Source organism: Amycolatopsis acididurans, assembly GCF_012328925.1.
Classification (GTDB): Bacteria; Actinomycetota; Actinomycetes; order Mycobacteriales; family Pseudonocardiaceae; genus Amycolatopsis_E; species Amycolatopsis_E acididurans.
Genome location: NZ_JAAXLS010000015.1, coordinates 75,496 through 88,042, shown reverse-complemented (window position 1 = coordinate 88,042; position 12,547 = coordinate 75,496). Strand labels below are relative to the sequence as shown.

The window sequence follows — 12,547 nt, the reverse complement described above, 5'->3', positions numbered from 1 at the left end:
CGGCCGGACCGGCGGCGGCTACGGGTTCCAGACCCCCCGCTGCTCCAGGCTCTCGATGAGGTGATCGGCGCCCTCGAGCAGATGGTCGGCCATCAGCGTCCGCACCTTCTGCGATTGCCTGTTCCGCAATGCGGCGAGCAGCTCCGGGTGTGCTTGCCTGGTGCCCTCCACCTGCCCTGTGATGGCCGTATAGAAGCGATTGGGTAACTGCTTCACGATCGAGCCGAGCAATAGTGCCAGCCGGTGCGAATCCGCCGCGAGGTTGATCTCACGGTGGAACAGGTGTCCAAGGTGAGCGAGCGCCTCGCTGTCGGAAGACGCGTACGCCTTTTCGTAGTGTTCGAGGTTGGCTTCCAGCCGGGCAAGCTGCTCGGAGGTGATCCGCTTCGCCGCCCGCGCCGCGAGCTCACCGGCAAGCTGTGACTGCGCCCAGAACAGGTCACGCAGATCTTCGCGGGTGAACGACTCGACGACGAACCCTCGGCGCGGGACGCGGCGCACGAAACCCTCGCTCTGCAGGATGAACAATCCCTCACGAACCGGCGTGTTGCTCACCCCGAGCGCGTCCCGGAGCACGTCCACACGCAGGTAGTCACCCGGCCGGACCTCGCCGGAAATGATCATTTCGCGCGCGTGGCCAGCCACTTCCCCTGGAAGGTGCGTCCGCCCGGCCACGAAGCCCCTGCCGAAAGCCGGGTCGTAGGTCATCTCTTCCGCCTCTCCGCGAGCACCACGGGCCTGGCCGTGCGCGCTCGTTCCGGTTCACGCGCACCCGTCGACCACCGCCGTCACATCATATATACCGGGAGCCTCCGCCATGGCGGAATGGCCCTTCCGGACGCGACCGCGTTGCCGGGACCGTCCGTACTCCTGCCTGCCGGGCGAAACACTGTTGCGATGACCACGCCGACCGTCGCACATTCCCATGATAAAAATATATAGTGCATCATGCTGTTACCGATGCCGGTCAACCGCTGGCCGGTCTGCGCATCGTGGAAATCTCCGGCTATGTCGCCACTCCGCTGTGCGGTATGACGCTCGCGCAGCTCGGCGCCGACGTCATCCGGGTCGAGCCGGTCGGCGGGGCCCCCGACCGCACCAGGCTGCCGCGCGCGGGCAGCGGCACCAGCCTGTACTGGACCGGGCTGAACAAGGGAAAGCGCGCCATCGAGGTCGACCTGACCTCTGCCGAGGGCCAGGATCTCGTCACCGGTCTCGTCGCCGAACGCGGCATCGCGCTCACCAACTCCGAGCGGATCCTGCCGTTCGAGACTCTGCGCCGCGCTCGCCCGGACGTCGTGCGCGTGGTGCTGACCGGTGGCCGCGACGGCTCACCGGCCGTCGACTACACCGTCAACGCGGCGAGCGGCTTCCCGCACATCACCGGTCGCGCCGGGTCGGGACCGGTGAATCACGCGGTGCCGGTCTGGGACATCGCCGCGGGCCTCTACCTCGCCGTCGGCCTGCTGTCCGCCGACCGGCGCAGGCAGCTCACCGGACAGCCGCAGCAGATCCGCGTCGCGCTGGCCGACATCGCACTGGCCACGGCCGGCAACCTGGGTTATCTGGCCGAGGCGCAGCTGGGCGAGGTGCCACGTGCCGCTGACGGCAACCACGTCTACGGCACGTTCGGCCGCGACTTCGGCACCCGCGACGGGCAGCGCGTGATGGTGGTCGCCCTGACCACACGGCACTGGCGCGACCTCGTCGAGGTGACGGGCGCCGGCGCCGTGGTGGCCGCGCTCGCCGCGAGCCTGCCCGCGAACTTCGAGGACGAGGCGGACCGCTACCGGCACCGGCGGCTGCTCGGCGGAGTCTTCGAGGGCTGGTTCGAAACGCGCACCGCCGCCGAGGTCACCGAAGCGTTGAGCCGTACCAGGCTCCTGTGGTCGCCGTACCGGTCCTTTTCGGACCTGGCATCGCACGAAAGCCCGTTGCTGAGCCGGCTCGACCAGCCCGGTGTCGGCGAACATCTGGCTCCGGGCTCACCCATCACCGTCGACGGCCACCAGGCGCCCGCACGACCAGCCCCCGGCGTCGGCCAGCACACCCCGGAAGTGCTCCGCGAGGAGCTGGGCCTGTCCGAATCCGAGATCGCGAAACTCGCCGACGCGGGGGTGATCGGCTCGGCTAGTGCCGGTGTTCGACCAATGCCCTGATCACGTTTCCGTCGCGCACATCGGCATAGGCCCCGGCGATACCGTCCACTGTGTACCTCTTGGTGATCAGCTCGTCGAGCTTGAGCCTGCCCTCCTCGTAAAGCCGGGCCAGGCGTGGAATGTCGTAGTGCGCGTTGCAACCGCCGAGCAGCGCCCCGCGCACGCTGACGTCGAAGAACGTCACGCGGTTGCCCGGGACTCGCACGTTCACGTCCGACGCCTCGTCCGCGGTCGCGGTGAGTACCATGCGGGCGCCCTTGCCGGTCGCCTCCAGCGCACCCAAGGTGATCTCCGGGCGCAGCACACCGACGGTCACGATGACGACATCCGCGCCGGACCCACGCGAGAGGTGCCTGCCGAGTTCCCCCGCCTCCTCAAGGTTCGCCGCCGTGTGCGTGGCGCCAACGGAGCGGGCGAACTCGCGCTTCCACTCGACGGGATCGACGGCCACGACGTGGCTCGCCCCCTTGAACGCCGCCCCCTGTACCGCGTTGATCCCGACACCACCGATTCCCGCGACGATCACCGTGTCGCCCGCCCGCACCTCGCCGACGTACTCCGCCGAACCCCACCCCGTTGGCACACCGCAACTGAGCAGCGCGGCGACGTCCATCGGGAACCACTCGGGGATCTTGACGCACGATGCCTGCGACACGACGATGTGGTCGGCGAAGGTCCCGAGCATGCAGAACCCGCCCAGCGGTTCCCCGTCGAGTGAGGCCCGGAATGTCCCGTCCGGCATCGCTCCGGTCGGAACGTGCACGGTGTAATCACACATCCGCGATCGCCCCGATGTGCAATACCGGCACACGCCGCACTGCGGGAGCACGGAGAGGATCACGTGGTCGCCGGGCGCGAACCGGGTGACGCCCGGACCGACGGCCTCGACGATCCCCGAGCCCTCGTGCCCGCCGATCAGGGGGTACCGGCCCCCGCTGCCCGTCCCGCCGTGCCGCCGGTGCTCATCCGAACGGCACAGACCCGCGTAGTGCACCCGGACCAGCACCTCTTCCGCGCGGGGCGGCTCGACCTCCAGTGTCGCGGTCGTCCAGTCTGTCAGCGGCGCCGTGAGTACCGATGCCTGAACCTTCATGTCACCAACCTCTCGGGAGTTCCTCGGTCATCGCCGTCGGCGGCGATGGTCAGGTGTAGGGCAGCGCGCGATCGGTCGTGAGGTCCCACACGACGGACTTGTGGCGCGTGAACTCCCGGACCGCCGCGATGCCGAACTCACGGCCGAAACCGCTGCGTTTCATTCCTCCGGAGGGCACCGTCGGATGCAGGGCACGGTGGGCATTGACCCAGACCGTCCCCGCGACGAGATGCTGCGCCAGGTAGTGAATCGTCCGGGCGTCGTTGCCCCAGATCTGTGAGCTCAGGCCGAAACTCGTGGCGTTCGCCCTTGCCAGGGCCTCGTCGATGTCCGAGTAGGAAAGCACGCTCGCCATCGGGCCGAATGCCTCGGTGGTGGCGGCGGGGTTGTCGTCGGCGACGTCGGCGAGCACGGTCGGCTGGTAGAACGAGCCCGCGGCCAGCGGCCCGTCCTGCGCGGGTGCCCCTCCCGTCAGCAACGTGGCTCCGCCGGCGACCGCTCGCCCGACGAGCCCGTGTACGTGCTCGCGTTGTCGCCTGCTGATCAGCGTGCCCATCTCGGAACGCTCGTCCGCAGGCAGGCCGACCCGCACCGCGGCGGCGCGCTTGGCGAGTTCCTGCGCCACGTCGGCATACCGGGACTCGTGGACCAGGATCCGCGATCCGGCGATGCAGCTCTGGCCGCTCTTGACGAAGTTCGAATGCAGCACCGAAGGCAGGGCCAGGTCAAGATCCGCGTCAGGCAACAGGATCGCGGGACTCTTGCCGCCGAGCTCCAGTACCACCGGAGCGATGTTGCGCGCCGACTGCCCGATCACGGCGCGCCCGGCACCGGGACTGCCGGTGAACGAGACCATCCCCACCGCGGGGTGCTCCGACAGCAGCGAGCCGACCGTCTCACCGCGACCGGTCACCACGCCGACCACGCCGGGCGGTATCCCCGCTTCGAGCGCGAGTTCGGCCATCCGGAAGGTCGACCGCGGGGCCAGCTCAGCCGCCTTGAACACGATGCAGTTGCCCGCGATCAGCGCGGGCCCGCCCTTGACCGCCACGAAGACCATGTTGGCGTTGTAGGCGTTGATCCCCGCGACCACACCGAAAGGCTCATCCATCCCGTAGGCCACACGGTGTGGATACTGCGAGAATGTGGTGCCTTCGAGCTTGTCCGCGAGGCCGCCATAATAGGTGAGCACCCTGGCGGCGGTGTCGATATCGCCCAGCACCTCCGCACGCACGTGCCCGACCTCGGCGAGCTCGAGCGCCGCGAGCTCCTCACGGTGTGCGGTAATCCGCTCGGCCCAGGATCGCAGCAGAGCACCACGGACGTCGGGGGCGGTGTCCCTCCAGGTACCGTTGAACGCCTGTTCCGCCTGCCCAACAACACTGTCCACTTCGGATGGACGGGCCTCGTGAGCCTGACCTATCGTCACACCCGTGGCCGGGTTCTCTATGTCGAAGTACTGACCGTCGCCGGGCACGACATGGCCGGCCGCGCCGAGATATCCAACGGGCGTGGACAAGGTGGTTGTCACGGTTCTCCTCTTACTACCGGATTGTGGTCACGCACAATATATTAAACATGAGAGGATCGTCAGGTCCATCTTCGTATCAGAGAGGAAGAGCAGATGCCCCGGGAGACCTCCTACATCGAGCGGCTGTTCGGCGTCCGCGGCAAACGCGTCGTCGTGACCGGCGGCGTCCGCGGAATAGGCCGCGCGATCGCGCAAGGCTTCGTGGAGGGCGGGGCGGAGGTCGTGGTGACGTCGCGCAGTGCTGAGGACTGCGCACGGGCGGAAGACGAACTCGGCGCGTCGGGCACCTGCAGGGCCGTCCCCGCCGATCTGTCCACGGTGGCGGGTTGCCGGGAGTTCGCGGCGACGATCGGCTCGCTGTTTCCCGCGCTGGACGTACTGGTCAACAACGCGGGCGCGCAGCACGAGCAGCCACTTCCCGAATTCTCCGAGGACGGCTGGGACCACGTGCACGATGTCAACGTCAAGGCACCGTTCTTCCTCGTCCAGGCGTTACTGCCGCTTCTGGAGGCGACGGGTTCCGCCGATGAGCCCGCACGGGTGATCACCGTCGGCTCGGTCAACGCCCTGCGCGTGGCGAAGCGGGACGTGTACGCCTACTCGTCGTCGAAGGCGGCCGCGCACCATCTGAGCACGCATCTGGCGGCCAGGCTCGCGCCCGGCATCACCGTGAACGTCCTCGCGCCGGGGATGTTCGTGACCGGGTTGCGCAGGGAGGGCAAGGAGTACCGCCGGGATCCGGCCGTGCTCGCCGAGGTGCCGCTGGGCCGTTTCGTCGGCCCGTCCGATGTCGCCGGCGCCGCGCTCTACCTGGCGTCGACGGCGGGATCCGGACTGACCGGCGTGGTCATCCCGGTCGACTGCGGACTGGCCACGACCCGCTGAACGAGCCGGGTGGCGCTACCGGCGTACGCCGATCAGCCGCGGATCGATGGCGCCACCCGGACTCGCCACGGCGGACACCGTCACGGCGCCGAACGCGCCCGCGCGGTCGAACATCACCGCCGTCCCGGTCGCGATCCCGGCTTCGGCGAAACGGTGCTCGGCGGCCAGCCCAAGCCCCTCCCCCGGCGCGGGCAGCCTGCTCATGACGAGGCTGGCGTCGGCATTGATGAACTCCACGCCGAGCGCGCCCCAGTTGGCAACCATGTTCACCACATCGGTGGCCATGGCGGTGAACTGGAAGGCGGTCCCTTCCTCGCCGGCCACGAGCCGGACCGGGGCGAGCCATATCTGTTTGCGGTGCTCGTTCTGGTGCGGATCGGGAAGCGGGGTCCAGCCGACCGTCTCGCTGTAGTACAGCCGGTCCTCGGTTGTTCCCGGCCGCATGCCAGGCGGCGGGGGGACGAAATCCAGCCGCGGCGAGAAGACTTTGCCCTCCGGAGCGGCTGCCTCGGTGAGGAACGCCGCTCCGGCGCGGGCGACCGCACGGCCGTCCTGGCGCAACACCGCGTCGACCAAGCACAGCTGCCTGCCCGCCCGGACCACGGTCGCCTCCGCCATACAGGGTGCCATCGCGGCGGGGCGGAACAGGTCGACCCGCCATCGCACCGGCCGCCGCGACACCCCGTCCGGGCCTGGTGGCACCGCCCGTTCGACCGCGCGGGCCAGTGCCCCGCTGACCGCGCTCCCCCGCATCTGCCCGGTGCCGCCGCCCCACAGGCTACCCGCCGACGGACGCGGGACCAGGGTGTCGCCCGCACCCGGCGCCACCTCGAAATAGGCGTGATTCACACCCGGCACGCTATCACGCTTAATATATAATGGTCCCCCAAGTTCTCTTGACCTTCGTTGCAAATATCATATATTAAGTTCATCTCTGACCATGCCGAGCAGACAGGAACCCGGCCATGCCGATCAGCGAAGATCGCAGCCCCGTCCAATCCGAAGCGGGCACGATGCCCGAAGAACAACGAGGATTCCGGCGGATCGCCATCGCCAGCCTCGTCGGTACCCTGATCGAAGGCTACGATTTCGTCCTCTACAGTCTGGCCGCCGCACTCGTCTTCCCGAAGGTGTTCTTCCCCTCGCTGGGGCCAGCGGCGGGCACGATCGCCTCGCTCGCGACGCTCGGCGTCGCGTTCGTCGGCAGGCCCGTCGGCGCGATCCTTTTCGGACACTTCGGTGATCGGCTTGGCCGCAAACGAACCCTGATCGCCACCGTCACCGGGATGGGCCTCGGGACGACACTGATGGGCCTGATTCCCTCCGCGGACACCATCGGCGTCGCGGCGCCGATTCTCATCGTTGTGCTGCGGGCGGTCCAGGGCGTCGCGATCGGCGGTGAATGGGCCGGGGCCGTGCTGTTCGTGACCGAGCACGCGCCAAAGCGGCGCCGCGGGTTGTACGCGATGTTCCCCCAGCTCGGGCACTCGATGCCCAACGCACTCTCCGCTGGCACCTTCCTGCTCGTCGGCCTGCTGGTGAGCCCCGAGACGTTCCTCGCGTGGGGCTGGCGCGTCCCGTTCATCGCCAGTATCCTGCTCCTCGCCTTCAGCCTCTACATCCGGCTCAAGGTCGAGGAAACTCCCGTTTTCGAGAAACAGCGCAAGCGTGGCGGCGCGTCCGGAGTCCCGCTGTTCCAGGCTTTCCGCAAGCAGCCGCGGACGATCCTGATCACGGCGGGGGTTCCGCTCACCGCACTCACCTTCGTCTACGTCGGCAACGCCTTCGTCGCCAACTATGGGGTCGAATCCCTTGGGCTGTCACGCAACGCGGTCCTCGCGATGGGTGCGTTGTCAGGCCTGGCGTTCGCGGGGTTCACGGTGCTGAGCGCGGTGCTGTCCGACCGGCTGGGCAGGCGGCCGGTCATCGGTGGGTCGCAGATCCTTGGCGTGGTGTGGGGCCTGGTGCTGTTCCCCCTGCTCGGCACCGGCTCGGTCGCCGCGTACGGGCTCGCGATGTGTCTCACGATGGCGATCGCCGGGCTCGGGTACGGCGCCATCGGTGCCTTCGTACCCGAGCAGTTCCACACCAGCTACCGCTACACAGCCGCCGGTATCGCCTATCAGATCACGGGCGTGATCGGCGGTGGCGTCGCACCCCTGCTCGCCCCGGTGATCATTTCCGCCCAGGGCACCGCCGTCTTCGGCATCGTGCTGGCGGCGCTGTCCGCCGTCGCCGCGGTGTGCACGTTCTGCCTGCGGGAGACCATGCGCGACGATCTCGACTGGGAGCGGGCAGCGGAAACCAGGCACAATCCGATCGCATCACAAGGGGAACGATGAAGTCGCACACCACCCTGTTCATCGGCGGCGAGTGGATCCCGTCCGAGGGCACCGGAAAGATCGACGTGATCTCACCATCGAGCGAGGAAATCGTCGGCACCGTCCCCGCCGCGACGACCGGGGACGTCGACCGCGCGGTGGCGGCGGCCCGGCGCGCCTTCGACGAGGGCCGCTGGAGCAGCACCGGTCTCGCCGAGCGGATCGCCTTGCTCCGGCGGGTCCGCACGGCGCTGGCCGCACGGCAGGACGAGTTCGCGGCACTGGTCACCGACGAGATGGGCTCCCCCATCGCCCAATCCGGGCCGATCCAGGTCGGCGCCCCGCTCGCTCTGCTCGACACCTACACCGAACTGGCCGCGAGCTACCCGTTCGAGGAGATCCGGACAGCCGCGTCGGGAAGCGCGCTCGTCACCCACGAGCCGGTCGGCGTAGTCGCCGCCGTGGTGCCGTGGAACGTCCCGCTGACCGTCACGGTCCAGAAACTGGCCCCGGCTCTGCTGACCGGCTGCACCGTCGTGCTCAAGCCCGCACCCGAAACGCCACTGAGCGTCTACGCTCTCACCGAGCTCTTCCGGCAGGCCGGGCTGCCCGCCGGCGTGCTCAACGTGGTTCCTGCCGACCGGGACGTCAGCGAATACCTCGTGGGGCATCCGGGGGTCGACAAGGTGACCTTCACGGGATCGACCGCCGCGGGCAGGCGGATCGCTTCCATCTGCGGCGGCAACCTGACGCGGGTCACGCTGGAGCTGGGCGGCAAATCCGCCGCCGTGGTCCTCGACGACGCCGATTTCGAGCAGACAGCCGAGGCCCTGCGGCTCGGGTCGCTGCGCAACAGCGGGCAGATCTGCACGCTCAAGACCCGGCTGCTCGTGTCGCGCCGTCGGCACGACGAGTTCGTGGACCGCCTCCGCGGGCTGATCTGCTCCATGCCGGTCGGCGATCCGCATGATCCGGCAACCCAGATCGGCCCGATGGTGACCGCGCGGCAACGCGACCGCGTCAGCGACTACATCCGTATCGGCAAGGAAGAAGGGGCCACCGTGGTGGCCGGTGGCGGCGAGCCGGAGCAGCCGCACGGTTGGTTCGTCGACCCGACGATCTTCACGGACGTGAAGCCGGACATGCGGATCGCGCAGGAGGAAATCTTCGGCCCGGTGCTCGCAGTCATCCCCTATGCCGACGAAGACGAAGCCGTCGCCATCGCCAACAACTCCTCCTACGGGCTCAGCGGCGCGGTGTTCACCCAGGACCTCGACCACGGGCTGGCGCTCGCTCGCCGGATCCGCACGGGAACGGTCGAGCTCAACGGCAGTCCCGCCGGATTCCACGCTCCCTTCGGCGGGGTCAAGGCCAGCGGGATCGGCAGGGAGGCGGGCCGTGAAGGCTTCGAGTCCTATGTGGAGCCGAAATCGTACGGACTCCCGCCGACGTTCGCGGATTCGCTGCGCTGACATACGAATAGGGGAAGGAACACGATGGAGGATCTCCAGCGGCTCGTGATCGAGCACGGATGCCAGAAGCTGATGGCCCGTTACTGCCTGCATCTCGACCATCTGGAGCTCGACCAGTTCGCGGGACTGTGGGCTCCGGACGGCATCTACAAACCCGCGGCGGCGTCGGAGCCGATCGTCGGCAGGACCGCGATCCTCGAGTGGGCGCATGCCTACCCGAAGCACCGGCTGGGACGGCACCTGTCCGCCAACGAGGTCGTCGAGGTCATCGACCGCGAGCACGCCACGGGAACGTCCTACGCGGTGGTGTTCCGCGAGCCGGACCCGCGGCCCGGCGTCCTCTCCGCGCGGGTGACCCCGCGCAGCGTGGCCGAGTACACCGACGAGTTCCGGCTGACCCCGGAAGGCTGGCGGTTCGCCTCCCGCGTCTACCGGATCAACTTCTTGCAGGCAGAGGAATCCAACCGGCCGGCGGGTTAAGCCCGCAAGGAATCCCGGTGCTCCGGCGCGGCGATCGCGATCAGGCGGCGCGCCCGTTCGGCGGCCGTGGTCGCGCGCAGATCCGCCAGCCCGTGCTCGGTCGCGACGACGTCGATATCGCTTTGCAGCGAGGTGGTCGGCCCGTCGAGCCGCGGCACGATCGAGCTCCTCGCACCGGAGGGGTCGGTGGCGGGCAGCGCGACCACGGCGAGCCCCGACTTGGCGAGGTGGGCCGCGCGGAACAGGTCGACCTGCCCGCCGACCGCGCCGAGATACCTGCCGCCCAGCGCCTCGGCGTTGACCTGGCCGTACAGGTCGACCTGCAGCGCGGAGTTGACGACGACGAGCGGGTCGCAGGACGCGAGCGCGGCAGGGCTCAGAAGTTCGCCAGGGGCAACGAATTCGACACCCGGATTGTGGTCGATGAAGTCATACAACCGGCGGCTGCCCAGAGCGATGCCGGTGGCGCAGGCTCCGGGGACGCTCACGTCGAGAGCGCCGCTGTCCACGAGTTCCAGGAGCCAGTCCCCGATGAGGGCCGACCGCACCCGCAGCCCGGACCGGTCTCGCAACGCCCCGGCGATCTCCCCCGGCACGGCCCCGATACCGAGTTGCAGGCTCGCACCGTCGGGCACCAGAGCCGCCACCGTCGCCCCGATGGCCTTCTCGGCGGGACCCGCCGGCCTCGACGGCGACGTCGGCAGCGGGGTTGCGGAGTGGATCGCCGCGGTGATCCGCGACCGGTGGATGCGCCGTGAACTTGCGGTTTTCGGCACGTTCGGATTGATCTCGGCGAGAATCACCCGCGCCCTGTCCATCGCGTCGCCGAGATAGCCGATGGACGGTCCGAGGCTGTGAAAGCCGTCCTCGTCGGCAGGCGGAAGCTGGACAAGGACCACGTCGACGGGCACAGTCCCGTCCCGGATGTAGCGGACGAGACTGGAAATATGACACGGCAGAATCTCCAGCGCGCCTGCGGCCGCGAGTTTGCGAAGAGATCCGTGCGCCGCATAGGACTTGACCGCCGGCCGTCCCGGGTGGACGGTCCGCCACGCGTCGTTCAGGCTGTAGCCACACAACACCGTCATCGGTTCGAGTTCCCCTGCGGCCGCAAAAAGATGCGCTACCAGCTCGCGCGGTTCGGCCGCGGCCTCGCCGACTGTGACGTGGTCGCCGGGACGAACGTGGTCGAGGATCGAGAATCCGGGCATCCGGGTCACCAGCCGCCGAAGGACAGCCCGCCGTTCACACTGAGCGTCTGCCCGGTGACCTGTCCCGCCGCGCCGGAGGCGAGGAAGACGACCGCATCTGCGACGTTTCCGGCGTCCGGCGGACTGCCCCACGGAAACCGCGCCACTGCTTTCTCGAACAGGCGTTGCTGGAAGCTTTCCGTGGCGAAAATACGGTCCCAAGACGGAGTTCCCGCGGTGATCGTCATCGCCACACTGTTGACGCGGACCTTCCACCGGGCCAGTTCCTTGGCGAGCGTTTTCGTCATCAGGATGACCCCGGCACCCGACGCTCCCATGATCGACTCGCCGCTGGTGGCCGTCCGCGCCGCGTCGGTGGTGAGCATGACGACCGCTCCCCCGCGCACCCGCAAGCCCGGCAGGGCGGCGTGCACCGGGTAGATGCGCGGAAAGAAGCGGCTCGTGAACGCCCGCGTGAGCTCATCACCGGTCATCTCGGCGAACGGCGTCGGACCGTGCTCGCCCTGCGCGCCCGCGCTGATCAGCAGATCGATCGCGCCCTGATCGTCGACCACACGGGAGGCGACAGCCGCGATGCTGTCGTAGTCGGCGCAGTCACCCGCGGCGAAGGACGCCCGGTCCGTCACCTCGCCCAGCCTGCGCATGGCTTCGGCGCCGCGCTCGGCCGACCGCCCGTTGACCACCACCGTCGCTCCGCGCTCCGCGAGCCGCAACGCGCTCAGCAGCCCCACGCCGCTGGTCGCGCCCGTGATCAGCGCGACCTTGCCGGTCAGCTCGGCCTTCGTTGCGTTGTCCACCACCGCGCACCTCTCATTCCGACCCTAATTTCAAACCATAATATATTATGCTTCCCGTTGGGCATACACCCTGGCTCGAGCCGCAGGGTAGCCTCGGCCGCCGCGGCGGCGAGGATGCGCTTGAGGTAGTTGTTCTGTAGCGGGCGTACTTTTCGCGATAGGCCGCGTCGATGTCCTCGCGGGAGCCGACGCCGGGCTTTTCGGCGGTCACCACATGCTCGGCACCGGCCGGACGGATGCGGGCGCGGCCTTGTGCGCTCGCGTGGCGGTACCAGGCTCCGCTGGTGCCGCGATAGGACCGCACATAGATCTCGTGTCCGGTGCGCACCAGCCAGATCGATGCCCACAGCCGCAACGTGCCGTCGGCGCCGCGCGGTGGTGATCTCCACTTCCTCGGCGGCGCCGAGCAGGTCGATGTCTTCGGAAGTCCAGGCAGTCATGGTGTCTCCACGAGGTTGTTGGTGTTTAGGACGGAGGGTCGTGAATGCCCCGGTGCGGCGGGGTGTGATTGATGGTGTCTTGCCGTCGGGTGACTTCGAAGCCGTGGCCGCCCCGGTGTCCTGGACGCCCTGGCCGCCGATTGAAATCAGCGCTTGAT

Annotated in this window: 12 protein-coding genes; 5 read left to right on the top strand and 7 right to left on the bottom strand. The window is 68.7% G+C overall.

What is annotated here, in order from left to right; genetic code table 11:
* Positions 1-18: 18 nt before the first annotated feature.
* On the bottom strand, positions 19-708 hold the full coding sequence (locus tag HFP15_RS21785; protein WP_168518552.1) for a GntR family transcriptional regulator: 690 nt from the start codon (positions 706-708) through the stop codon (positions 19-21).
* 233 nt (positions 709-941) lie between these two features.
* Between HFP15_RS21785 and HFP15_RS21780 the strand changes: the two genes are divergently transcribed.
* Positions 942-2,159, top strand: a complete 1,218-nt coding sequence (locus tag HFP15_RS21780; protein ID WP_312871682.1) for a CoA transferase — start codon at positions 942-944, stop codon at positions 2,157-2,159.
* Here the strand turns inward: HFP15_RS21780 and HFP15_RS21775 are convergent.
* Together HFP15_RS21775 and HFP15_RS21770 are read right to left on the bottom strand one after the other, a co-directional pair.
* Positions 2,131-3,252, bottom strand: coding sequence for an NDMA-dependent alcohol dehydrogenase (locus HFP15_RS21775; RefSeq protein ID WP_168518550.1), 1,122 nt, complete (start codon positions 3,250-3,252; stop codon positions 2,131-2,133). The two genes, HFP15_RS21780 and HFP15_RS21775, sit on opposite strands and share 29 nt — an antisense overlap.
* 49 nt (positions 3,253-3,301) lie before the next feature.
* On the bottom strand, positions 3,302-4,783 hold the full coding sequence (locus HFP15_RS21770) for an aldehyde dehydrogenase family protein (RefSeq protein ID WP_168518548.1): 1,482 nt from the start codon (positions 4,781-4,783) through the stop codon (positions 3,302-3,304).
* Between the two features lie 93 nt (positions 4,784-4,876).
* Here HFP15_RS21770 and HFP15_RS21765 point away from each other — a divergent pair, with 93 nt between their 5' ends.
* A complete protein-coding gene (locus HFP15_RS21765; RefSeq protein ID WP_168518546.1) occupies positions 4,877-5,668 on the top strand; it encodes an SDR family oxidoreductase in 792 nt (263 codons plus the stop codon).
* 15 nt (positions 5,669-5,683) lie between these two features.
* Here HFP15_RS21765 and HFP15_RS21760 read toward each other — a convergent pair whose 3' ends face one another.
* Positions 5,684-6,517, bottom strand: coding sequence for an acyl-CoA thioesterase domain-containing protein (locus HFP15_RS21760; protein WP_168518544.1), 834 nt, complete (start codon positions 6,515-6,517; stop codon positions 5,684-5,686).
* A 116-nt stretch (positions 6,518-6,633) separates the two neighbouring features.
* Here HFP15_RS21760 and HFP15_RS21755 point away from each other — a divergent pair, with 116 nt between their 5' ends.
* Genes HFP15_RS21755 through HFP15_RS21745 form a run of 3 tightly spaced genes read left to right on the top strand, consistent with a single transcriptional unit; the run spans position 6,634 to position 9,941 of the window.
* A complete protein-coding gene (locus tag HFP15_RS21755) occupies positions 6,634-8,010 on the top strand; it encodes an MFS transporter (RefSeq protein WP_168518542.1) in 1,377 nt (458 codons plus the stop codon).
* Positions 8,007-9,461, top strand: coding sequence for an aldehyde dehydrogenase (locus tag HFP15_RS21750; RefSeq protein WP_168518540.1), 1,455 nt, complete (start codon positions 8,007-8,009; stop codon positions 9,459-9,461). Before HFP15_RS21755 ends, HFP15_RS21750 begins: the two co-directional genes overlap by 4 nt.
* A gap of 24 nt (positions 9,462-9,485) precedes the next feature.
* The gene (locus HFP15_RS21745; RefSeq protein WP_168518538.1) at positions 9,486-9,941 is read left to right on the top strand and encodes a nuclear transport factor 2 family protein; all 456 of its coding nucleotides are present in this window, start codon (positions 9,486-9,488) and stop codon (positions 9,939-9,941) included.
* Here HFP15_RS21745 and HFP15_RS21740 read toward each other — a convergent pair.
* Genes HFP15_RS21740 through HFP15_RS44175 form a run of 3 tightly spaced genes read right to left on the bottom strand, consistent with a single transcriptional unit; the run spans position 9,938 to position 12,385 of the window.
* A complete protein-coding gene (locus HFP15_RS21740; RefSeq protein WP_168518536.1) occupies positions 9,938-11,152 on the bottom strand; it encodes an acetyl-CoA hydrolase/transferase family protein in 1,215 nt (404 codons plus the stop codon). The genes HFP15_RS21745 and HFP15_RS21740 overlap by 4 nt on opposite strands.
* Positions 11,153-11,157: 5 nt before the next feature.
* The gene (locus tag HFP15_RS21735; protein ID WP_168518534.1) at positions 11,158-11,949 is read right to left on the bottom strand and encodes an SDR family NAD(P)-dependent oxidoreductase; all 792 of its coding nucleotides are present in this window, start codon (positions 11,947-11,949) and stop codon (positions 11,158-11,160) included.
* Between the two features lie 13 nt (positions 11,950-11,962).
* Positions 11,963-12,385, bottom strand: coding sequence for a DUF2255 family protein (locus tag HFP15_RS44175; protein ID WP_376768886.1), 423 nt, complete (start codon positions 12,383-12,385; stop codon positions 11,963-11,965).
* Positions 12,386-12,547: the final 162 nt, after the last annotated feature.

Bases quoted from the DNA above. Each gene is read 5' to 3' on its own strand.
- HFP15_RS21785 (WP_168518552.1), bottom strand. From the start codon at position 708: ATGACCTACGACCCGGCTTTCGGCAGGGGCTTCGTGGCCGGGCGGACG.
- HFP15_RS21775 (WP_168518550.1), bottom strand. From the start codon at position 3,252: ATGAAGGTTCAGGCATCGGTACTCACGGCGCCGCTGACAGACTGGACG.
- HFP15_RS21765 (WP_168518546.1), top strand. From the start codon at position 4,877: ATGCCCCGGGAGACCTCCTACATCGAGCGGCTGTTCGGCGTCCGCGGC.
- HFP15_RS21755 (WP_168518542.1), top strand. From the start codon at position 6,634: ATGCCGATCAGCGAAGATCGCAGCCCCGTCCAATCCGAAGCGGGCACG.
- HFP15_RS21750 (WP_168518540.1), top strand. From the start codon at position 8,007: ATGAAGTCGCACACCACCCTGTTCATCGGCGGCGAGTGGATCCCGTCC.
- HFP15_RS21745 (WP_168518538.1), top strand. From the start codon at position 9,486: ATGGAGGATCTCCAGCGGCTCGTGATCGAGCACGGATGCCAGAAGCTG.
- HFP15_RS21740 (WP_168518536.1), bottom strand. From the start codon at position 11,152: ATGCCCGGATTCTCGATCCTCGACCACGTTCGTCCCGGCGACCACGTC.